The sequence below is a fragment of the Lysinibacillus sp. FW301-JW8 genome, from assembly GCF_058788755.1.
This window is the reverse complement of the sequence record NZ_JBYTBB010000061.1, coordinates 1-21470: the sequence shown is the minus strand read 5'-3', so window position 1 is coordinate 21470 and position 21470 is coordinate 1. Positions and strand designations below refer to the sequence as shown.

The window sequence follows — 21470 nt, the reverse complement described above, 5'->3', positions numbered from 1 at the left end:
TCGTGCACGATAAATTGTTGATACTAAGATAGCGTTGATATATCATACTAACTGAACAAAGTCAGTTTCCCTCAAAAGAGGACCGTTAGGAGATTCACTTAACATAAATGCACCAGATTTTGTTCTAGCTTATTCTTACCATAAAATTAAAACAGGTTGTATATAACCAGAACTAATGAATTTGGATGCTTGGAATTTAGTTGCCCATTTTTAACAACAAAATTTTGTACAAATATTTCAATTTAGCCCCTATTTTGAATGATGCTTGTCAGATTAATATCTTCTTTCAGCTATACATCTCGATTTCTATGGTGTAAATTTCATATAACGTGGTGTAGTACCTATAGGATTTTGACTTGAAAAAGGTAAACTATTATTGTTCGTTACCCAGCCATTAAAATTAAATGTGAATTCCATACGAGCGTCTATATTCTGTGTATCAATATCTTGTATATAGGCTTTCAATCTACTTTCTAGGTAATTTGGTGTGATGAAATCTTCATAGGGTATCGACTTTAACTCATTAAAAGGTAATAAATAGGCTTCGATAAGGGTATTGAGCTCATCATATTCGACAGGTGCTAGTAGCTCATAGTCATATTCAATATGAATTACTGTTGTATATTTCTGTCCATGCTGTTTATGCACAATTTCAATCGGGTATCGGTATCTTGCTTCAGTTCCAATGACACCCTCTGAAAACACATCACGATAGAGCTCTTTGTTTAAAGTAGGCTCAGGTGGCACAGCTTGTATATCCTTCATATTCTTTGGGTAAATAATAAATTTATCTGTTGCAAAATAGCCTCTGGATGCACCATTTAAAATGGATTCTTTCATAAATGTTTCGTCTAAATAGTTCAACGGCTTACTGGAAATAGCAAATGCCGAACTGACACCCACTCCACCTGTTGTAAGTAAAGTTAATAGTGCCATCACAACAATTCCTGACTTCTTCTTACTCATATCCATAATGGAGAATATCCTCTTTTTTAGAATTTGTGTACTTCCTAGAAAATTTGTAGAAAGAACACCTTCTCCTCTTTTGAATTTCTCAGCATGTAGTATCGTCTGACTATACGTTTTTCTAAGCTGGATGTCAGTATTTTTTACTACTTCATCATCACAAGCGTGTTCACAAAGATTGTCCAGTTCTTTAGCGAATAGATAGAACAATGGATTGAACCAATGAATACTACTAACCAGCAACACAAACGCTTTATACCATAAATCCTTTCGCTTCAAATGAACTAACTCGTGCTTCAATATCATGTTTAGTTCTTCTTCTCGATAAGAATTATTAGGAAGCCAGATAGTATTTTTAGCAAATCCCACTAACATGGGTGAATGAATACAGCCACATTCTTTCAATACGATTTCCTTAGTAATATTCATTTCATGTTTAACTTTTTCAAGCAAATGAAGGGTATTTGGTTCAGTTATCGTTTGCCCCCATCTTTTCACCATGTACATAAAACGATAATGTTTTACAAGATGAACAGCCAAAAATACAACGATTCCTAAAATCCATATGATCATCCCTATTTGCCATACAGAAAATGCTGATATGGTATCTACAGATGTCGACACAAGTGTTATTTGACTACTGTTAACTGGAACAAGTTCTTTAGATGGCAATGGCGCTGGTTCTGATAGATTGATAACTGTGGTCGAAATATTGATTGTAAATGGTAAAATAAAACCTGCAAGGATAGCGAGCCAGCCATAATAAAGCCATTTAGCACGGTATCGTTTTAAAAGGAAAGGCGTTACAGTTATAAAGAGTAATCCAATAAAGGACATTACTACAGATTTAAAGAATAAACCTACCATGATGCTTTGCATTTTAATCCCTCTTTTCTTCCACCCATTTAAGCAAAGAAGCTAAATCTTCATTAGAAATAGTATCGGATTTATAGAGTGTGCCTACTAAATTCATAATTGAGTTTTTATGATAGAGCTTCATAAAATGAACTGTTTCAAAATGTAGATAATCGTCTTTTTCCACTATCGGATAATATAAACGCTCCTTGCCTTTTTTCTCACTGCGAAGAAATCCACGTTCAGTTAATCTATTCATAAGAGATACTACGGTTTGAATTTTCCAATTGTTCTCATTGCCTATACTCTCCATTATTAAGCCTGTCGTAATGGGAGGATCACTTTCCCAAGCTACTTTCATAATTTTAAATTCTGTTTCAGGTAATTTTTTCATATATACTCACCTCTCTCATTTAAGACAATTGCCTTAATTAATATAATACATCTGTCTTAAATGGTTGGCAATATGAAATTGGAATAAGATGGGCGACTACAGTTTTTTGCAAAAAAATCTTATTCTTTTTATCCACAAACCTTTTTTCTTATAGTGGTTAATCATGTTTGATAACCGTGGCTAATTCATTATCTGGAATACTACGCCATTCCCATGCCTCTCAACTCATTAGTATGAGAATTATAAAAACCCTTTAAAACATGAAGATATTGAAGCAACTTTAGGACATATGAACATCTATATCCAAATAGTAACTTTGAAGTTAAATTACCCAACAAATTAAACAGAATCATCTCTTTTAAAGAAGCAAAACAAAATGGTGATTCCTTCCCTAAACCTGAGTTTACTGTAAGTTATTTACGTAATACAAAAATAAAAAGTGTTTAGAAATCGAAAAAAGAGTTAGAAACCCTTATACATCAAGGATTTCTAACTCTCCTACTACTATTCCCACTCAATCGTTGCAGGTGGCTTAGATGTAATATCATACAGTACACGGTTCACGTGTTTTACTTCGTTTACTAGGCGAACAGAGATTTTCTCTAATACATCCCAAGGAATGCGTGCCCAGTCAGAAGTCATACCATCGATAGATGTTACGGCACGGATACCGATTGCGTAGTCATACGTACGTGCATCGCCCATTACGCCGACTGAACGGATATCAGGTAATACCGTGAAGTATTGCCAAATGTCACGTTCAAGACCAGCTTTTGCGATTTCTTCACGTAGGATGAAATCCGATTCGCGTACGATTTCAAGCTTTTCTTCAGTTACTTCACCAAGTACACGGATACCAAGACCTGGACCTGGGAATGGTTGGCGCCAAACGATTTTTTCATCAAGACCAAGCTCTAATCCTAATGCGCGCACTTCATCTTTAAACAAAGTTTTAAGTGGCTCAATTAATTGGAATTGCATATCTTCTGGTAAACCACCAACATTGTGGTGTGACTTAATAGTTTGTGCCGTAGATGTACCTGATTCAATAATGTCAGTATAAAGTGTTCCTTGTGCTAGGAAGTCCATTCCTTCAAGCTTTGATGCTTCTTCATCGAAGACATAAATAAATTCATTACCGATAATTTTACGTTTTTTCTCAGGGTCAGATACACCCGCAAGTTTATCCATGAAACGTTGACGTGCATCAATTTTGATAAGATTCATGTCGAAGTCTTCAGTAAATGTTTTCATTACTTGCTCAACTTCACCTTTACGGTTTAAGTTGTGGTCTACAAACATACAAGTTAATTGATCACCGATTGCTTTATGAATTAAAACCGCAACAACAGATGAATCTACACCGCCAGAAAGTGCACATAATACTTTTTTGTCACCTACTATTTCACGGATTTTCGCGATTTCAAGCTCAATAAAGTTTGCCATAGACCAGTCGCCTTTTGCTTCACAAATATCGAACACAAACTGACGTAATAGGTCATTACCATATACAGAGTGACGTACCTCTGGGTGGAATTGTACTGCATAAAGTTTACGTTCTACATTCGCCATTGCAGCAATTGCACAAGAAGCGCTTGTTGCGATTACTTCAAAACCAGCAGGCACTTCTGTCACATGGTCACCATGACTCATCCAAACAATTTGCTCAGATGGCAGCTCCCCAAATAGTTTATTGGAAGTTGTAACTTGGATTTCTGCTTTCCCGTATTCACGAGTTTCAGCACCTTCAACTTTACCACCTTGTGTATGTGCCATTAACTGCATACCATAGCAAATACCTAAGATTGGTAAGCCTAATTCGAAAATAGCTGGGTCTACATGGAATGCTTTTTCGTCATAAACAGAGTTTGGACCACCTGAAAAGATAATACCAGTTGCATTCATGTCTTTAATTTCTTCTGCTGTTATTGTGTGGGGGTGTAGCTCACTGAAAACACCAAATTCACGGATACGACGCGTAATTAATTGGTTAAATTGGCTACCGAAGTCTAGTACAACGATTTTTTCTTGCTCTTTTAATAAAGGGCTAGCTGACAAAATTTCCACCTCTTCTACTATTTTTAAAGGATATCTTCAAGTGTTCAAAGAAAAACGCGTATGAAAGTAAAAACTTCCTACGCGTTCATAAGCTCTTGAAATATAAAGGCGAATGCGTAGCAAAGAAAAGTGATCCGTACTTCTCACCTAACCAAAACATTCGCCTTCATAGAGAAATCATTTGCGGTGATCTCGTAGAAACATTCGAACCTTATTATCGAACTTATATGAAAGCAATCCTTATCATATATAATTTTTTTCATTTTACTCTTTGTACCCACTAAAATCAACTGATTGTGCGATTGATTAAATATTCCCAACTTTCTTTCAGTTCCTTAAAGTCAACATCTTGCGCTTCCTTGCCATAAATATGTTGCTCATAAACTACAGTTAATTTTTGCATTTCATCTGTCTCTAAAGATGCATCCACCCGTTCAGCAAATGCCCGTAATGTTTCACCATCTTTTCGACGTAAACCAATGCGTGATAACTGTTTCATTAAATCATGATAAGAAGCATCAAAATTTGTCCAATCCGCTTCTTTTTTACGATATGCTCTTATTTGCATTTTAGGTATCCACGTTCTACGTTTCGTATACAATGAAATACTAGTAGCAATGAGCAAAACAAGTAAAGCTAGCCATACATATTTAAGTTTTTTCATCCATGTCCATACTACATCTAAGCTAAATGTTGAACTACTAGCCTTCTGTTTTGGTTCTTGCTCTTTTTTCGGCTGATCCTTTTTTTCTTCTGGCTGAGTGACTTGTTCTTGCTGAGGCGTTTCTCGTTCAATATCATAATCAATATTCACATTTCCTGTAAAGCCAATCGTTGGCTCAAACTCCATCCAGCCTGTTCCAGGTACATACGCCTCCACCCATGAGTGTGCATTATCATTTGTAATGCGATACTCACGCAAACCATCTGACATTGAACCAGCATCACCTGGCGCAAAGCCTTTTACCCAGCGAGCTGGAATACCTACCGACCGCAAAAGCACAACCATCGATGTTGAAAAATTATCACAGTAGCCCACTTTTGTATCGAATAAAAATTGATCGACATAATCCTGATCCTCAGCAGGAATAGCTGCTGCAGTTTTATCGTATCTAAAACCACTGATAGAAAAATATCTTTCTATTGCTTTGATTTGATCATACACCGATGCTTTATCCTGTGTTATGTCTAACGCCAATTCTCTTACACGCTGTGGAAGTGTATTTGGTAACTGCAAAAAGCGATTAAAGGATGGGTCCAAGGTCTCCAGCATGGATGGTTTTGACAGTTGAAGTTGCTCCATGCTATAGACTGGCTCACTATATGATAGTGTATAGCTTGATAATAATTTGTCCTCATCACTTTGTTGCTCTATTGCTATTTTTTCAGTTTGCTCATCCTGTATAAACATGGTTGAATCCTGGGCTGAAACTGACAGCATCCCATACGTTTGAATTAAAAATGGCATCGGAACAGCAATGTCCATCTGAATTTCACGCGTTTTTTCTGGAGATCCTACCTGTAAAGAAGTTAAAATAGGTGTATCAGCTTGATAATAATTTTTTCCAAAGTTTCCTTGTGAAAGAATCCATCCTTTTGATGTATAGGTATCCTTCGTATCTATACGCCAATAGTGGCGATCACGAGAAGTGGCTGTAAAAACTAATGTATTATCCCCCTGAAATGGTCCGCCTAATCGACTATCATCATCACTATAACCAACTGACTTTTTCCCCGAGCCCGAATCGCCTTGTCCTGCAATCCCTTTGATAAATGGTACAGGATCAGCCCAGGTCGGTCCTGTCTTCGGCAATAAAAACGCTACTCCACTGACAAGAAGTACAGAAACGATCATAGGTATAACAAGCTTCCACTTTCCTATTGTATTATTCGTTGCATCGACCTGGAGCCATAGCCGCTTGACAAAAAGTAGGCCTGTCATTATCAAACCCAATATAATAACTTTTACAATTGCTACTTTGCCATTATAATCACTAAATGTATCTAAAGTAGCAATAAAAAATACTGTTAACGCAAAGAAATAGAATATATTATTTCGTACCGTTATCCAGTGGTGAATTAAGTATATTAACATCCAAATAAGAGCAAGGAAAAGCACTGTTCTAAACGAATCGGATACTTGTCCAAATTCTCCTGAGAAAATGGCTGTCATATTCCATTTCCATTCATGTATTAAAAACGGCAATGTGTTGCCTGATAAAATAGGTTCTTTACTAAATACAAATACTACAAACCATGTAATATATCCTAATTTAACCAACCCGGAAAATAGTGGCTGTACTCGGAATAAGCTAAGTGCTAGGGATAGACCAATAAACACTAAAAATAAATGAAGTAAACCAGTATTAGTTAGCTCCATTACAGGAATAAGCCATTCACGTAAAATTAAAAAAACAATTACATACGCAATCGTTAATTCTATAAAATCTCCTAATGTTTTTTTCACGGCCTCATCACCTCCGTGAACAAATGATAATAATCAAGTGGATTAACATGAACAACTTGTATTTGCTTATAACGCTTAGTTAAATCTGTTTGTAAAGGTGGCTGTTCTGCCACTACAAAACAAATACAGCTTTTCACCATAGTGGCGAGAGTATGTAATAGTTCATCAGATACTTCGCTCGTAACATATAACATTGTTGCAATATGCTTAAAGGCTTGTTGATCTCGTAATTGGAATTTAACATTTTCTGTAGGCTTTATAGCAGCTAAATGATGCATAACTTGATCTAACTGCTTATTCCCTTGAATAGTTGGAAACACCTTCGTATCGGCACCAGCTGAAACAAATGAAATATCTCCTCGTTCATCAACTATCGTTTGTAACATGGATGCTACTAGCTCAATTTTTTCTTCAAATAACGGTGATTTTTTCGCATGGAGCACTAACATCAGCTCCTGCGATTGACGATCCTCAAATTCTTTTGATTGTAATGTTTGTGTTTTTGCGAATGATTTCCAATGAATCCATGAAAAACGATCGCCAGGAACGTACTCACGTAGCCCAACAGCCATTGAAGTATCCTTAACAATGGAATAAGGGGACATCATTGATCCAGCATCAAATTTTGTTTGAAGAGCGGCATATTTCATTTCACGAACTCTTGGATAAATTAAGATCACTTGTTCTTTTTCTGCAGAAACACTTTTTTTTGCCCAGCCAAAGAAATCACTGAAAACAATAGTCACACCTAGGTAACGATGCTCACCGCGCGGCATATTTTCTAGCATATAACTCCAGCTAAATTTTTTCTTAAAGCCTACAAACATAACGGCATTTGCTCCTTGTACCTTCGATTGCACAAGGGACTCACTGTTTACAAGCTCCTCCATCACCATATAAGCAAATGGAAAACGTGTTTTTCGCTCTACAGTAATTGTTACCTTCGCTGATTGCCCATTTTCAATATGAGATGGTTCAATTTCACGTTCTACAAGTAAGATATTTTCCCTTACTAATAAGAAAATAAAGGCATACAACAAAAATGGACTAACTGCAAAAAATACAAACCAGCTAACAAAGCCACCCTGAAACATAGCATAGCAAAATGTAAAAATGATTAACAAAGATACTAATAAGAAATGCTTACTTTTCTCTATCAATACTTTCCATTTCTTCATTGCTCCGCGAACCTCTTTGTTGGTACAGGTGTTTTTGCAATAATGCGCTCAATAATTTCCTCTGCTGTTACGTTATCATATCGCGCATCAGGCTTTAATACTAATCGGTGACTAAAGACAAATGGTACAAGATATTGGACATCATCCGGTGTTACATAACTGCGCCCTTTTATAAAAGCATAGGCTTGTGAGGCTTTCATTAGTGCAATCGTTGCACGAGGGCTTACCCCTAAATGTACATAGCTATTTTCCCTTGTTTGTGATGCTAACTCCACCATATAATTTTTGACAGAATCTTCGACATACACACCTTGTACAAGTTCCTGCAATTCTTTCAATTGTTCAACTGTTAGCACAGCTTTAATTTTTTCAATTGGTTTACCATTTTCAGCTCGACGAAGTATCTCTACCTCTTCTCTTCTAGACGGATAACCCATTTTTATCTTTAGTAAAAAACGATCAAGCTGTGCCTCTGGTAACGGATATGTGCCTTCATGTTCAATTGGATTTTGCGTTGCCATTACGAAAAAAGGTTGCTGGATTGCTAAGGTGTTCCCATCAATTGTGACAGATGCTTCTTCCATTCCTTCAAGCAACGCAGATTGTGTTTTTGGTGATGTACGATTAATTTCATCGGCCAGTACAACATCTCCCATAATCGGGCCAGGTCGAAACTCAAATTCCATTGTCTTTGGATTATAAATAGATACCCCAACTACATCAGAAGGCAATAAATCTGGTGTAAATTGTATTCTTTTAAATTGCGCATCAAATGACTTTGCTAGTGCTCGCACCATCATTGTTTTACCAACACCAGGTACATCCTCTAGTAAAATATGCCCTCTCGCCAGCAAAGCGACTATACTAAGCTCAGCAACCTCTCTTTTGCCAATCATTACTTTCTCTATATTTTCTAAAACATCTTGTATTTGCGAATTCATAAATTATAAAACCTCCTATTTCACCCTACAATTATTTGAATTGCACGATAACTTATCTTAAGCATAACGAAATATTGCTAGTAAGACAATTATATGAAATTCTATCCATTACTTTAGCACGTAAAAGAAGACTTGTCTGAATCCCTTCAAACAAGTCTACCCACTTACATATAACGTCATTACCTATCAAAATGTTACAGATTTAATTTTTTTAACCATAAATTCTCTAATGAAGATGATTTTTCTTGTAAAAGAATTTCCTTTAAGCTTCCTGAGATAAGTATTTTCCCCTCATGCAGAACTAACACATCATCTGCAACCTCTTCAGCAAATGCAAGTAAGTGTGTGGAAAATATAACCGTACAACCTTTGTTTTTTTCCTCGAGCATCATTTTTTTAAGCTCAGCTATCCAAAACGGATCAAGTCCATTTGTCGGCTCATCTAAAATAAGCAAAGAGCCATTACCAAGCAAGCTTTGAGCAAGGTTCAGCCTCTGACGCATCCCTTTCGAGAATTGCTTTACCCTCTGTTTTCTTACATCCCATAGCGCAACACGTTTCAGTACATTTTCTTGTTCCTCCTTGTCAACGTTCTTAAAGGAGGCAAGTAGCTGTAAAATTTCTATCGCTGATAACATAGATGGAAAGTCCACATCATCTGGCATATATCGAATAGATTGCGGTTTATGCCAGATAATTTCACCTGAACTTTGCTTTTCCTGTCCTGTTAACAGACGAATTAATGTACTTTTGCCAGCACCATTTCCTCCCACAAGAGCTAGAACACGCCCTGTCTGTAGGGAAAAAGAAGCTTCCTGAAGCCCTCTCTTATTGTCATATATATGTGATAAATTGTTTGCTTCTAATAGCATCATCTTCTTCCACCTTTCTTTAAAAGCCTACTACTGCAAGCTAATGGGGAAATGACCCAAAGCAACGTTACAGCGCCATATACCGTGTAACCTACTGATGATGAGTAAAACTTTGTCACACCATAAAATGCTGGACCAAGCACACTAGCTTGATTTGTAAAAATAAAATAGCCAAAGCGCAGCCACTCTATAGGATTAATATGTATCGCAATAATGGTAAGCTTTTGCATCACATGACCTGCTACAACAGTTCCTATAGCCATCAAAGCATAAGAAATAAGCAATAAAAAAATGGACCAAAAAACTAGTGATAACGACAGTGCATATAATCTAGTTTTGGCAAATGCTCCAATTGAAATGGCTAACGACACAAAAATAAATATACATAGCAAAGTTAGCGTGATGAAAATAATTGGCAAACGAACACCGCCTAAAATTCCACCTAGCGTCAAGATAACCCCAAACGCTAACAGCACGACCAATAAAAAAGCTAGTACAGTAGCTATATATTTCCCTGTAATGTACTGCATGCGTGTCATTGGATATGTCTTTAACAACGAGTACCAACCAGTTTCCACATCACCAGCTACACTCATACTGCCAATGGTTAGGATAAATAACGGCAATAGAAATAGTAATACGTTTAAAAATGAGGCGGTTTGACGTGTAAAGCCTTCTACATCTGGTAGTGCCATTTGCTGAATAACGACAATAGCTGTAAAAACGAATGTAAATAACAGACACACAAGTTGCATCCATCGACTTCTAAGCATTTGCTTCAATTCTAATTTAATCAGCATACTATACATCACTCATGTATCCCCCAATTAAAATCGTGTAAATCCTTATAATGAAGCAGTTTCCCCTCTCCCTCTTGTGTCATCCACTCCTGTGCTGCCTGTTTTGTATCAAAGGCCACTACACCATAATTCATTGGTGTCCAATACTCCTTGTTGTACACATACACAGCTTTAAAAACATCAATCCATTCATTTTTTGCCGCATCTTTAATATAGGCTGCCCCAATTTCCTTATCGCCATTTGAAGCTATATACTCCATCAAGCAGCCAATATCATCAAAAATTTCATAATCACCATTTTTCAAGGCAATTTGACCAGCATAAGCATTATGAACAATACTCATATTACAAATTTTACAAACATCTGTCTCACTAACAATTTCACGAGGCTCATATGTTTTTTCACTACAGCTCGCCAGTACACCACAGCACAATAAGATCATCATTACCCATTTTTTCATTCCGTTATCCCTCTTTTCCATAGCCATAAACTACTTACTAGCAAAAGCAAACCTGCTATTGCTTGTACAACATCTAGTTTGTTATGTTCTATTTCATGATTTATCGCTAATCTCGGTGTATGATCTACTAACACCCTTGATTCCGTTTTATTAATTTGCTGATCTAGCGATGTTAGTAAAACAACACTTGGAGAGGCCACAAAATATTGGTAGACAGGCTGTCGCACCATCCACTGTCCAAAGCTTGACATTGCCACATATGGAACATCCCCATACCCATTCCCTTTCATATCAATACCTGTATAATCATCATAATAATTACTATCAAGCTGAAAACCTAACCGATCAGAGCGAGCTGTTAGGATATTACCAGTAAAGCTATTATGACTAGCCTTTGTGTTATCACTTACCTTTGTTCCCTCAACTGCAGTTTGATTCATTTGAAAATCATTTGTATCAATTTGTATCATCGAACTTTTTTGTAATGCTAGACCTGTTCGATTATTTTTGATGATATTATTTGCAATTGAAGCTCGCTGCACGTCATACAACAGCATACCGTAGCCATTATAATTAAAATGGTTCTCAACGGTGTTGTTTTCTAAAAAGATATCTGTGGTCATCATGACCATAAAACCAGTAACATTAGAAAGATAGTTATTAAAAAATGCCTTCGCATCACTTGTATACATAAAATGTGTGGCATAACGACTCTGTGTCACATTGTTATGTTGGACAACAATGCTTTTGACTTCCTCTACATAAATTCCATCCTGCATCTGCTCAATATGATTATTTTCTATAAGGATGTCTTCACTTTTATAAACGGCGATACCATTACCTTTCTCTGCATAGTGCCCCTCACTGCCAGTTACATGAATGTCATGTATATGGATGTTATTGGAGCGTTGAATATATACACCCGTAAAAGCATCTTTAATGTGTATATTACTAAGCTCAAGATCATCAACATTACTAGCAACAATTGCCTTACTTTTTCCCGATAATTTTAAATTTCTGATACTGATAGTTGCGGTGTTTGCAATTCGTAGTGTCGGCTCATTACTTTTCGAAATAAATTCCGTTCCATCCTCACCAAGTAATGTTAGTGGCTTTGTAACAATAAAATTACCTTGATATTGACCAGCAGGAATATGAATAACCTCACCAGGAGATGCTGCATCAATAGCTTCCTGTATATCGAATTCAGCGTACACTGTGTGGCTCATAAATAGAAAAAACAAAAATGCAAAACCTACTTTCTTCACCGTTCCTCACCTCGCATTTCAGCATGAAAAGACTAGAGGAATTCCCCTAGTCCTTTTCTATTAATGATTATGACCTTGATCATCATGATTCATCTCTTCCATATGCATGGATTCCGATTCACCGTTTGCTTCTTTTTTAGCTTTTTCTTCCATCATTTTTTTACGGCGCTCCAATGCATCATCCTTAATCTTTTGTAACTCCTCTACATGTGCACTTGGATTATCCGCAATAAATTTGTCTGCCTCAGCCTTGTTAATGAAATAAATATAGCCCCAGTTCATCGGTGATTTCAGGTCTGTTTTGACGATAGTTACATCTTCTACTTTCGCCCAATCCTTTGTGATATAGTCTCGCACAAATTTTTCATTTTTTTCCTCGTTGGCAACCTCAGCATTTAATAAACAGCCGATATCATCATAAAAGGCGATTGTTCCATCCTCTTTTATTGCCTGAGTAGAGAACTCTCCCATTTCTTCGTCCTTCATATAAACCTTCATATTACACATTTCACACAATGTATCTTCCTTAGGCTCTTGTAAACGTGGATCCACTAAAGAAGCAACTTGAACCGAATTATCCTTTGCTTCCGATTCATTTCCTGCTACCTCTTGCTTCGATGCTTCTTCCTTAACCTCTGTCTTTTCTGTACCGCAAGCCGTAAGTAAAAATAATACTGCAAGTACAGGTAACCATAATTTTTTCACAACCGCTTCCCCCAATTTCTTTATTCTGTTACTACCAATTACTTTACAGTTCAATTGTGAAATAAGTAAAAAAACACTGTGAAGAATTGGAAAAATTATCTTGAATATTCATTGAACGTTTTGATTTCAAATATTTTGAATAAAAGATATTCATTTTCTGCTTTTAATATAAAAACTCTCCTCATCTATGGAAAGATGAAGAGAGTTTTTATACATGTCTATATGGAAGAGCGGTAACTATTTAGAAGCTTCTTTTGCTTGCTAAGACGATTTAATTTATCGGCTGTTTCATTTAATTCATTACGTATTTGTAAATCATATGCATGATCTAAAGAACTAGCCTCTATTTTATTTGACCGCGGCTGATGATCTTGTTTCGTACGATTCACTTGCTTCTTTTCAGTGTTTTTTTGCATACTATTTTTAAACTGTTGCTTCGGATTTTGCCCAAAATTATGACTTATATCCCCTGCATGTAGATACTGTTGTTCGTTACGAAATGTACTATTAGTCGTTGCACTTACTCTAGAAGTCCTCATAAATAATTACCCTCCTTTACTTTTTATCAACTTTATAGGTATATATATCGACATTTTATGCGAAAGCTTAATAGAACAGAATCAAATTAAATAAAAAAAGAGCCCTATTCAAAGTTAATCCTACTTTAAATAAAGCTCTTTTCCTAAAAATCACTTCCAAAAATCATCAAATATTGTAATCGGCATATGGCGTTTGTGTCGAGAACGTAAATAATATCCTTCTAATGTAATACGTGCTTCTTCAGGAATAGTCTTTCCCTCTAAATAATCATCAATCTGATCATATGTTACACCAAGTGCTAGTTCATCTGGCAAGGATGGGCGATTTTCCTCTAAATCGGCAGTCGGTGTTTTTAAATATAAGTGCTCCGGGCAATCAAGTGCAGCTAATAATTGTTTACCCTGACGTTTGTTCAGGCGGAAGATGGGCATTAAATCCGCGCCCCCATCTCCAAACTTTGTGTAAAAACCTGTAATTGCTTCAGCGGCGTGGTCTGTTCCTAATACGACAGCATTATTCATAGCAGCAATAGCGTATTGCGCCTTCATTCGCTCACGTGCCTTTTCATTCCCTTTCACAAAATCACTTACCTCAATTCCAGCATCCGCTAATGCTTGAACGCTTGCATTGACAGCACCTTTAATATTCACTGTTAAGGTTTTTGTTGGTTTAATATAATCGATGGCATCCTGACAATCCTTTTCATCAGTCTGAACACCATATGGTAAGCGTATAGCATAAAAAGAATATGTCGTTTCCTCTGACTCGACATTTAACTCATCCACCGCAAGTTGTGCTAACTTTCCTGTTAATGTAGAATCCTGGCCACCAGATATTCCAAGAACAAACCCTTTTACAAAACTGTATCTACGGGCATATCCCTTTAAAAAATCGATGGATTTACGAATTTCCTCCTGCACATCAATAGCAGGCTTCACTCGTAATTCCTGAATGATTTGCTGCTGTAAAGTCATTTACTGTCCACTCCTTATTATAATCGATTGACCATTTCTTGCACTTCTTCAATATTGCGCATTTTATTGTCCCAACATTTTTGGCTTAAATCGACAGGGTATTCCTCAGGATTCATGGCACGCTTATATTCATCCCATAACAGTTCTAAATTATCCGCAGCATAATCGCGCATTTCTTCCAATGTTGGATTTTGATAATTAATGGTACCATTTTTAATCACATGCTGATGTAAGTTTGTTGCTTCGAAGTTTGTAACAAATTTAGAAACAAACGTATGAACAGGGTGAAACATTTTTATTCGTTCCTCTGCTTGGGGATTTTCATCCTGCATCGTAATATAATCTCCCTCTGCCTTACCATTCTTTCGATCGATAATTCGATAAACATTTTTAAGACCTGGCGTTGATACTTTTTCTGCATTCGCAGAAATTTTAATAGTATCTTCTAATTGACCCTCGTCATTTTCTATGGCAACCATTTTATAGACAGCCCCCAAAGCAGGTTGATCGTACGCTGTAATAAGCTTTGTACCGATTCCCCATACATCTACTTTTGCACCTTGTGCCTTTAAGTTCAAAATAGTGTATTCATCTAAATCATTGGATACGATAATTTTGGCTTTGTGAAAACCTGCTTCATCTAGCATACGACGCGCTTCTTTTGACAAGAATGCAATATCTCCACTATCTAAACGAATTCCAATGAAATTAATTTTGTCGCCAAGCTCTTTAGCTACTTTAATTGCTGTTGGCACACCTGATTTTAACGTATTGTAAGTATCCACAAGGAATACGCAATCTCGGTGGCGTTTTGCATATGCATGGAATGCATCGTAATCATTTTTATAGGCTTGAACAAGTGCATGTGCATGAGTACCTGACACTGGTATATGAAAGAGTTTCCCTGCACGAACATTACTTGTGGAGGCAAAACCACCAATAAATGCAGCCCTTGTCCCCCAGATGGCCGCATCCATCTCCTGAGCACGCCTTGTGCCAAACTCCATCGCAGCTTCATTTTTGATAATTTGTTTAATACGACTAGCCTTTGTTGCAATTAATGTTTGGTAATTCACAATATTAAGAAGGGCTGTCTCAATTAGCTGTGCCTCTACTAATGGTGCTTCAATGCGGACGATTGGTTCATTAGCGAAAACAAGCTCACCCTCCACCATGGAGTACATATTTCCTGTGAATCGAATATTTTTCAGATAATCAATAAAGTCATCTTTATAGCCTACCTCTTCTCGTAAATAGGTAATATCTGATTCGCTGAAACAAAAATTGCGTAAATAATCAAGCATTCTTTCTAATCCAGCAAAAATGGCATACCCATTGCCAAATGGTAATTTTCTGAAATATAATTCAAAAACCGCTTTTCTATTATGTATACCATCCGCCCAATACGATTCTGCCATATTGATTTGGTATAAGTCTGTGTGTAGCGCTAAGCTATCATCTGCATAATTTGATCTCACAAGAAACCCCTTCTTCCGCTTTGATAATTAGTCCTAGTATACACTATATACCCAAATTCTTGCGTTTTACATTCTTCTGTTTCTATGTTAGATTTCCTTACATAAATAATCAGAAAATTTAGAACTCGACACATTTTAGACATAAATTTTAGTACCGCTTACATTCCCCTTATAAAAACATTCCGCTAAAAATATTACGTAATACGAAATATTAAATGTTATAAAACATAACATATTTATTTAAAAAACAATTGCGTAGTTTTTAATGCCGTTTTAACATGTAAATTAAATTAACACAAGGAGCTGGTTTCAATGAAAAAAATCGAAGCAATCATTCGTCCTGAAGTTTTCGGCGCCGTTAGGGACGGACTTGCACAGGAAGGAATTGCTGGGCTAAGTGTTTCCGAAATTGCAGGCTGTGGCCGTCAGCTAGGTCGCACTGGTTTATTCCGTGGCAACACATATGAAATTGAATTTTTACCAAAGTTGAAATTGGAAATGATTGTTGATGATGAAAAAGTTGATCCTATTGTGGAAGTACTTTTACGAGATGCTGCAACCGGCAAAGTTGGTGACGGTAAAATTTTCATTTATCCGGTAGAACAGGCAATTCGAATCCGTACCAAAGAAGTCGGATCAATTGCAGTAGAATAAGGGGGAATTATATATGGATGAAGTTCTGTTATCGGTTAATTTAGTTTGGGTGATGTTAGGCACAATTTTAGTATTCTTTATGCACGCTGGGTTTGCAATGGTTGAGGCTGGCTTTACACGTTCTAAAAACGCGGTCAATATTATTATGAAAAACTTCCTTACGATTTCACTGGGCGGCATTGTTTATTTTTTATGTGGTTACGCTATTATGTTTGGTGATACTGCTGGAGGATTATTCGGTACAAGTGGCTTTGCTTTAAAAGGTGTTGATGATCTTTCCTTCTTTATCTTCCAAACAATGTTCGCAGCAACAGGCGCAACCATTTTATCTGGAGCGGTGGCTGAACGTACAAATATTTTTGCTTATATCGGCGTTATTATACTCATGACATTAGTAGTTTACCCGATTGTTGGTCACTGGGTGTGGAGTGGTCAGGGCTGGTTAACTGATCTTGGATTTATTGATTTCGCAGGCTCTACTGTAGTTCACTTAACAGGTTCTGTAGCAGCATTTGTAGCAGCAGCAATAATCGGACCACGACTTGGTAAATATGAGAATGGTCGTGTTAATGTCATTACAGGACATAGTATTCCTTTAGGCTCTCTAGGTGTATTTTTACTTTGGTTCGGTTGGTTCGGCTTTAATGGTGCGTCTACATTAGCAGCTGATCCTGAACTAGTGCCTGGCGTTATTGCCAATACATTCTTTGCAGCCGCTGCTGGAGTGGTCGCAACTGCTTTCTATACGAAGTTTCGATATGGTCACATCGACGGCTCACTGACATTAAACGGTGCCTTAGCAGGACTTGTAGGTATTACGGCTGGTGCAGCTAATGTTAGTATTATTGGTTCTATTATTATCGGTATAATTGCAGCTCCATTACTTGTAGAAGGTGTACGTATCATCGAATGGAAATTAAAAGTTGATGACCCGGTTGGTGCCATTGCCGTACATGGAATCTGTGGTATTTGGGGTACTCTTGCAGTTGGCCTGTTTGATATTAGTGGTCAAGGATTACTTTACGGTGGCGGCATCAGTCTTCTAGGTGTGCAAGCGATTGGGATTATTGCTACCATCGCCTGGGTTAGTGTTTCCGTAACAATCGGTTTATTTATTATTAAAGCATTTGTACCATTACGCGTTTCTGCTGAGGAAGAAATCGCTGGTCTGGATGTTATCGAGCACGGAACACCGGCCTATGAATACCAGGATATATTCAAAGGCACTGCTGTTAAAGGTGAAACATTCGCTCATCGTTTAACACATTTCGGTAAAACACAAACCAATGCTCAGGAAGAACATGTCTAGTGCTGATAAAGCTTTATTGAAATTTCAAGAATCTGCATGGCATCCTTAGATGGCATGCAGATCTTTGAAATAACACCCCTGTGGACTTACTGATCATTTCTTAGGGGTATTTCGCTCATTTCTATGGTCAGTGTACTCATTTGCGCTCAATCATATGACTTTGTTGGAGTAAATCCAATATTATGAGCCCATACGTTATCAAAGCCACTTGTTCTTTTTTTAATCTTTCTCTATTTCAAGTAAAAATTCTTTCATTGCCAATCCACTACGAAAACCTGTTAATTTGCCATTTTTTCCAATCACTCGATGACATGGAATAATCGCTAATATTGGATTTGCTCCTATTGCACCACCTACTGCTCTTACCGACTTCGGATTACCGATGCGGTGTGCGATATCTGAATAAGAAGCCGTTGTTCCATATGGCAGCTCCATCAGTGCATCCCATACAGCAAGCTGAAATGGGGTCCCTTTAACATGTATGGGCAAATCAAATTTTGTAAGCTCTTTATTGAAATAAGCGGTAAATTGCTTAACATATGGCTGTAGCTTTACTTTATTCTCCTCAAAACGATAGCCTTTAAATGGCTTTTTTGCCCATACTTCTACCTCTGTAAAAGGTGCATTTGGTGTTCCAATATATACAAGACCTTCATCTGAGGCTACGATATACATATTGCCTTGTGCATATGTTAGTGTATCTACATATAATACATTCATTCCCTACTCTCCCCTTACATTTTATAATAGACCATAATTTGGCTGTAGCCCTCATTCATTTCATGATACAGTTATTGTACCTATTAGTATAAAGGAGTTTCAACTGTATGGATATGTTATACGAGCCTTCTATTCACCTTCAACAGATCAGCTTTTCTGCAAATGACAAGACCATCTTAAAATCGATTACTGGATCTTTCCCTAAAGGAAAAATTACCACTTTGGTTGGTCCATCTGGTGCTGGCAAAACAACTCTACTAAAATTATGTAATGGTTTATTATCACCTACAGATGGGCAAATATTAATTGATAATCAACCTATTTCTACATACGAGCCAACTGCTTTAAGGAGACATGTCAGTATTGCTCTTCAAGCAGCACCTATGATCAACGGGACTGTATTTGAAAATCTCGAACTTCCTCGTTCTTTACAAGGACAAAAGCTTACAAAAGAAGAAGCCATTCAATATTTACAAGATGTTGGACTCGATCAAAGCTATTTACAACGCTCTACAAATGGGTTATCAGGTGGACAACGACAAAAAGTCTCGATAGCGAGAACGCTTATTAATCAGTCCTCCATTTTATTATTAGATGAAATTACCTCTGCCCTGGACCGTCAATCTGTCCAGGACATCGAGACACTCATTGCTACCATTAACAAAAAATACGATGTCACTATGATCTGGATTACACATAATTTGCAGCAAGCACTAACAATTGGGCACTTCACATGGGTTATGATGGATGGTGAGCTCATTGAAACAGGAAGAAGTTCCTTACTGAAAGCCCCTACAAATCCACGTGTCGCAGAATTTGTACAGGGGGTGGACATATGACATTTACAACACTATCTCTCACATTAATTTTTGTTTTAATCCCTCTGCTACTATCAAAAACATTAAAGCTGGGACTTGAGAAAGATACAATCATTGCTACGATTCGCTCTATTATACAACTGCTTGCAGTAGGCTATATTTTAAAATTTGTCTTTGAAGCCCAAAGCTATCTTTATATTTTCCTTATGGTTGCATTAATGATTATAGTAGCAACATTAAATGCTCGCAAAAAAGGAAAGGGTATTCAAGGTATTACGTGGAAAATAGCTCTAACTTTAGTTGTAATTGAAGCTGTCACACAAGGCGTTTTACTTGGCTTTCATATTGTTCCAGCAGCTGCACAATATATTATTCCCATCAGCGGCATGCTAATTGGTAATTCAATGGTGTTATCCATTCTATTTTTAAATCGTTTTACTGCAGAGATCACCAGTCATCATGATGAAATAGAATTAATTTTATCACTTGGTGGCACACCTAAACAGGCTATTCATCGTCAGCTAATGAATGCTGTTAAGGCCAGTATGATTCCTACAATCGAGAGTCAGAAAACCATTGGACTCGTTCAATTACCAGGCATGATGAGTGGTCAAATTATCGGTGGTGCTGATCCCATACAAGCAGTACAATTTCAACTATTAATCATTTTTGCCCTCCTCACAACAGCGACATTATCAAGCATAATGATAGGCTTTTTAAGCTATCCTGCTCTTTTTAATGAACGCATGCAAATACTTGAAATGAAATAACGGTTGTGGTGAAATCGATATATCTTTTATAAATTATGTTATACTAAAAAGAAAAGCAGTGAGGAGAATGACCATGGTATTACGCGATTTTTTCATCCATTTATCTGAAAACCAACTATTAAATAGTGCTGCAAAAAAATATGGCCTTAAATTAGGAGCACAAAGTGTAGTAGCTGGAACAAATATTGACGAAACAATTGCAAGCATCAAAGAACTGAACGCACATAATATCTCTTGCACAGTGGATAATTTAGGGGAATTTGTTTCAACTGAAGAAGAAGCAACAAAGGCAAAGGAACAAATCCTCGCTGTTATTGAAGCTATTCATGAAAATGGCGTTGATGCCCATATTTCGTTAAAACCATCACAATTAGGATTAGATATCGATGTTGATTTTTGCTACGATAATTTATACGAAATTGTAGAAAAAGCAGCGGCTTATGATATATTTATTAACTTCGACATGGAAAACTATGGTCGTTTACAGACATCATTTGATATGGTTGAGGAGCTTTCCAAAACTTTTAAAAATGTGGGTACTGTTATTCAATCTTACTTCTACCGCGCAAAAGACGATATCGAGAAATTTAAGGACTATCGTTTACGTATCGTAAAAGGTGCTTATAAAGAGCCTGTTGAGGTTGCCTTCCAAGATAAATTAGATATTGATTTAAATTTCATTGAGTTAATCGAATACCATTTACTTCATGGCAAATTTACATCCATTGCAACACATGATCATAATGTGATTGCACATGTAAAACGCTTTGTAGCGGATCATAATATTCCACTAGATAAATTTGAATTCCAGATGCTTTATGGTTTCCGTACAGATATGCAAAAAGAGCTTGCTAATGAAGGCTATAACTTCTGTGTATATGTACCATTTGGTGAAGATTGGTATGGCTACTTTATGCGCCGTTTAGCTGAGCGTCCTCAAAACCTTAATCTTGTGACAAAACAAGTATTTACGAAAAAAACGAATACAGTCCTTGCGGTAGCAGCAGGTGCATTCGTACTTGGACGTTTAACAAAACGTAAAAAATAAACATAGAAAAACCTTATCGTTTCAAAGACGATAAGGTTTTTTCATGTTGTCGAAATACTATTATGTCAATGAAATCAAGGTGACAAATTAAAAGTATAGCCCTTTTTCAAAACGAGAGGTTGATTTCCGTTCCGACTGAGTGCTTTCCTGGGGGCGTCCGATGAGCCGCTTCACTCGCGTTGCTCGCTCCAGGG

The 21470-nt window shown here is 36.9% G+C and carries 20 protein-coding genes, 1 pseudogene and 1 riboswitch; of the genes and pseudogenes, 6 read left to right on the top strand and 15 right to left on the bottom strand.

All coding sequences use genetic code 11. From position 1 onward, the window contains the following. Positions 1-306: 306 nt before the first annotated feature. Both AC3WOM_RS20670 and AC3WOM_RS20665 read right to left on the bottom strand, forming a co-directional pair. Positions 307-1845, bottom strand: a complete 1539-nt coding sequence (locus AC3WOM_RS20670) for a M56 family metallopeptidase (protein WP_492448155.1) — start codon at positions 1843-1845, stop codon at positions 307-309. 1 nt (position 1846) lies between these two features. Beyond that, positions 1847-2215 carry a BlaI/MecI/CopY family transcriptional regulator gene (locus tag AC3WOM_RS20665; protein WP_492448154.1) on the bottom strand — a complete coding sequence of 123 codons (369 nt, stop codon included), beginning with the start codon at positions 2213-2215 and terminating at the stop codon, positions 1847-1849. Between the two features lie 200 nt (positions 2216-2415). Between AC3WOM_RS20665 and AC3WOM_RS20660 the strand changes: the two are divergent. Continuing rightward, positions 2416-2662, top strand: a pseudogene (locus AC3WOM_RS20660) (site-specific integrase); the annotation flags it as partial. 57 nt (positions 2663-2719) lie between these two features. On the opposite strand, the gene guaA reads toward AC3WOM_RS20660, so the two are convergent. The 12 genes from guaA to AC3WOM_RS20600 form a co-directional block, all read right to left on the bottom strand. Further along, positions 2720-4273 (bottom strand): glutamine-hydrolyzing GMP synthase, encoded by a 1554-nt coding sequence (gene guaA, locus AC3WOM_RS20655; RefSeq protein ID WP_427548152.1) that lies wholly within the window; start codon positions 4271-4273, stop codon positions 2720-2722. 149 nt (positions 4274-4422) lie between these two features. Next, a riboswitch (purine riboswitch) is annotated at positions 4423-4524 on the bottom strand. A gap of 35 nt (positions 4525-4559) precedes the next feature. Next, entirely contained in the window at positions 4560-6740 is a 2181-nt protein-coding gene (locus AC3WOM_RS20650; RefSeq protein WP_427548151.1) for a transglutaminase TgpA family protein, read from the bottom strand. After that, the gene (locus AC3WOM_RS20645) at positions 6737-7918 is read right to left on the bottom strand and encodes a DUF58 domain-containing protein (protein WP_492448153.1); all 1182 of its coding nucleotides are present in this window, start codon (positions 7916-7918) and stop codon (positions 6737-6739) included. The genes AC3WOM_RS20650 and AC3WOM_RS20645 overlap by 4 nt, the downstream gene beginning before the upstream one ends. Beyond that, positions 7915-8859: an AAA family ATPase gene (locus AC3WOM_RS20640; RefSeq protein ID WP_492448152.1), complete on the bottom strand. Its 945-nt coding sequence runs from the start codon at positions 8857-8859 to the stop codon at positions 7915-7917. The genes AC3WOM_RS20645 and AC3WOM_RS20640 overlap by 4 nt, the downstream gene beginning before the upstream one ends. A 194-nt stretch (positions 8860-9053) precedes the next feature. Continuing rightward, positions 9054-9734 carry an ABC transporter ATP-binding protein gene (locus AC3WOM_RS20635; RefSeq protein ID WP_492448151.1) on the bottom strand — a complete coding sequence of 227 codons (681 nt, stop codon included), beginning with the start codon at positions 9732-9734 and terminating at the stop codon, positions 9054-9056. Then, on the bottom strand, positions 9731-10540 hold the full coding sequence (locus tag AC3WOM_RS20630; protein WP_492448162.1) for an ABC transporter permease: 810 nt from the start codon (positions 10538-10540) through the stop codon (positions 9731-9733). The genes AC3WOM_RS20635 and AC3WOM_RS20630 overlap by 4 nt, the downstream gene beginning before the upstream one ends. Continuing rightward, positions 10540-10992 carry a nitrous oxide reductase accessory protein NosL gene (locus tag AC3WOM_RS20625; RefSeq protein WP_427548144.1) on the bottom strand — a complete coding sequence of 151 codons (453 nt, stop codon included), beginning with the start codon at positions 10990-10992 and terminating at the stop codon, positions 10540-10542. Before AC3WOM_RS20625 ends, AC3WOM_RS20630 begins: the two co-directional genes overlap by 1 nt. Next, positions 10989-12260, bottom strand: a complete 1272-nt coding sequence (locus AC3WOM_RS20620) for a right-handed parallel beta-helix repeat-containing protein (RefSeq protein WP_492448150.1) — start codon at positions 12258-12260, stop codon at positions 10989-10991. Before AC3WOM_RS20620 ends, AC3WOM_RS20625 begins: the two co-directional genes overlap by 4 nt. 60 nt (positions 12261-12320) lie before the next feature. Then, positions 12321-12965, bottom strand: a complete 645-nt coding sequence (locus tag AC3WOM_RS20615; protein WP_492448149.1) for a nitrous oxide reductase accessory protein NosL — start codon at positions 12963-12965, stop codon at positions 12321-12323. 218 nt (positions 12966-13183) lie between these two features. After that, entirely contained in the window at positions 13184-13504 is a 321-nt protein-coding gene (locus AC3WOM_RS20610; protein WP_427548139.1) for an NAD synthetase, read from the bottom strand. 150 nt (positions 13505-13654) lie between these two features. Further along, positions 13655-14479 carry an NAD(+) synthase gene (gene nadE / locus AC3WOM_RS20605; protein WP_492448148.1) on the bottom strand — a complete coding sequence of 275 codons (825 nt, stop codon included), beginning with the start codon at positions 14477-14479 and terminating at the stop codon, positions 13655-13657. 17 nt (positions 14480-14496) lie between these two features. Beyond that, the gene (locus AC3WOM_RS20600) at positions 14497-15957 is read right to left on the bottom strand and encodes a nicotinate phosphoribosyltransferase (RefSeq protein WP_427548135.1); all 1461 of its coding nucleotides are present in this window, start codon (positions 15955-15957) and stop codon (positions 14497-14499) included. Between the two features lie 312 nt (positions 15958-16269). Here AC3WOM_RS20600 and AC3WOM_RS20595 point away from each other — a divergent pair, with 312 nt between their 5' ends. Both AC3WOM_RS20595 and AC3WOM_RS20590 read left to right on the top strand, forming a co-directional pair. Beyond that, on the top strand, positions 16270-16611 hold the full coding sequence (locus AC3WOM_RS20595) for a P-II family nitrogen regulator (protein ID WP_427548133.1): 342 nt from the start codon (positions 16270-16272) through the stop codon (positions 16609-16611). 13 nt (positions 16612-16624) lie between these two features. After that, a complete protein-coding gene (locus AC3WOM_RS20590; RefSeq protein ID WP_492448147.1) occupies positions 16625-17920 on the top strand; it encodes an ammonium transporter in 1296 nt (431 codons plus the stop codon). A 219-nt stretch (positions 17921-18139) separates the two neighbouring features. Here the strand turns inward: AC3WOM_RS20590 and AC3WOM_RS20585 are convergent, their stop codons facing one another. Then, positions 18140-18640 carry a methylated-DNA--[protein]-cysteine S-methyltransferase gene (locus AC3WOM_RS20585; protein WP_427548130.1) on the bottom strand — a complete coding sequence of 167 codons (501 nt, stop codon included), beginning with the start codon at positions 18638-18640 and terminating at the stop codon, positions 18140-18142. A gap of 107 nt (positions 18641-18747) precedes the next feature. Here AC3WOM_RS20585 and AC3WOM_RS20580 point away from each other — a divergent pair, with 107 nt between their 5' ends. From AC3WOM_RS20580 to AC3WOM_RS20570, 3 genes are all read left to right on the top strand, one after another. After that, positions 18748-19479: an ABC transporter ATP-binding protein gene (locus tag AC3WOM_RS20580; RefSeq protein ID WP_427548128.1), complete on the top strand. Its 732-nt coding sequence runs from the start codon at positions 18748-18750 to the stop codon at positions 19477-19479. Then, positions 19476-20228, top strand: a complete 753-nt coding sequence (locus AC3WOM_RS20575) for an ABC transporter permease (RefSeq protein WP_492448146.1) — start codon at positions 19476-19478, stop codon at positions 20226-20228. Before AC3WOM_RS20580 ends, AC3WOM_RS20575 begins: the two co-directional genes overlap by 4 nt. A gap of 73 nt (positions 20229-20301) precedes the next feature. Next, entirely contained in the window at positions 20302-21276 is a 975-nt protein-coding gene (locus AC3WOM_RS20570) for a proline dehydrogenase family protein (protein WP_427548124.1), read from the top strand. The last annotated feature ends 194 nt before the right edge of the window (positions 21277-21470 follow it).

Excerpts from the sequence above, each read along its gene's own strand:
- AC3WOM_RS20585 (WP_427548130.1), bottom strand. The coding sequence starts at position 18,640 with ATGAATGTATTATATGTAGATACACTAACATATGCACAAGGCAATATG.
- AC3WOM_RS20610 (WP_427548139.1), bottom strand. The coding sequence starts at position 13,504 with ATGAGGACTTCTAGAGTAAGTGCAACGACTAATAGTACATTTCGTAAC.
- AC3WOM_RS20645 (WP_492448153.1), bottom strand. The coding sequence starts at position 7,918 with ATGAAGAAATGGAAAGTATTGATAGAGAAAAGTAAGCATTTCTTATTA.
- AC3WOM_RS20580 (WP_427548128.1), top strand. The coding sequence starts at position 18,748 with ATGGATATGTTATACGAGCCTTCTATTCACCTTCAACAGATCAGCTTT.
- AC3WOM_RS20625 (WP_427548144.1), bottom strand. The coding sequence starts at position 10,992 with ATGAAAAAATGGGTAATGATGATCTTATTGTGCTGTGGTGTACTGGCG.
- AC3WOM_RS20635 (WP_492448151.1), bottom strand. The coding sequence starts at position 9,734 with ATGATGCTATTAGAAGCAAACAATTTATCACATATATATGACAATAAG.
- AC3WOM_RS20595 (WP_427548133.1), top strand. The coding sequence starts at position 16,270 with ATGAAAAAAATCGAAGCAATCATTCGTCCTGAAGTTTTCGGCGCCGTT.
- AC3WOM_RS20665 (WP_492448154.1), bottom strand. The coding sequence starts at position 2,215 with ATGAAAAAATTACCTGAAACAGAATTTAAAATTATGAAAGTAGCTTGG.
- AC3WOM_RS20670 (WP_492448155.1), bottom strand. The coding sequence starts at position 1,845 with ATGCAAAGCATCATGGTAGGTTTATTCTTTAAATCTGTAGTAATGTCC.
- AC3WOM_RS20640 (WP_492448152.1), bottom strand. The coding sequence starts at position 8,859 with ATGAATTCGCAAATACAAGATGTTTTAGAAAATATAGAGAAAGTAATG.
- AC3WOM_RS20630 (WP_492448162.1), bottom strand. The coding sequence starts at position 10,540 with ATGTATAGTATGCTGATTAAATTAGAATTGAAGCAAATGCTTAGAAGT.
- nadE (WP_492448148.1), bottom strand. The coding sequence starts at position 14,479 with ATGACTTTACAGCAGCAAATCATTCAGGAATTACGAGTGAAGCCTGCT.
- AC3WOM_RS20575 (WP_492448146.1), top strand. The coding sequence starts at position 19,476 with ATGACATTTACAACACTATCTCTCACATTAATTTTTGTTTTAATCCCT.
- AC3WOM_RS20590 (WP_492448147.1), top strand. The coding sequence starts at position 16,625 with ATGGATGAAGTTCTGTTATCGGTTAATTTAGTTTGGGTGATGTTAGGC.
- AC3WOM_RS20570 (WP_427548124.1), top strand. The coding sequence starts at position 20,302 with ATGGTATTACGCGATTTTTTCATCCATTTATCTGAAAACCAACTATTA.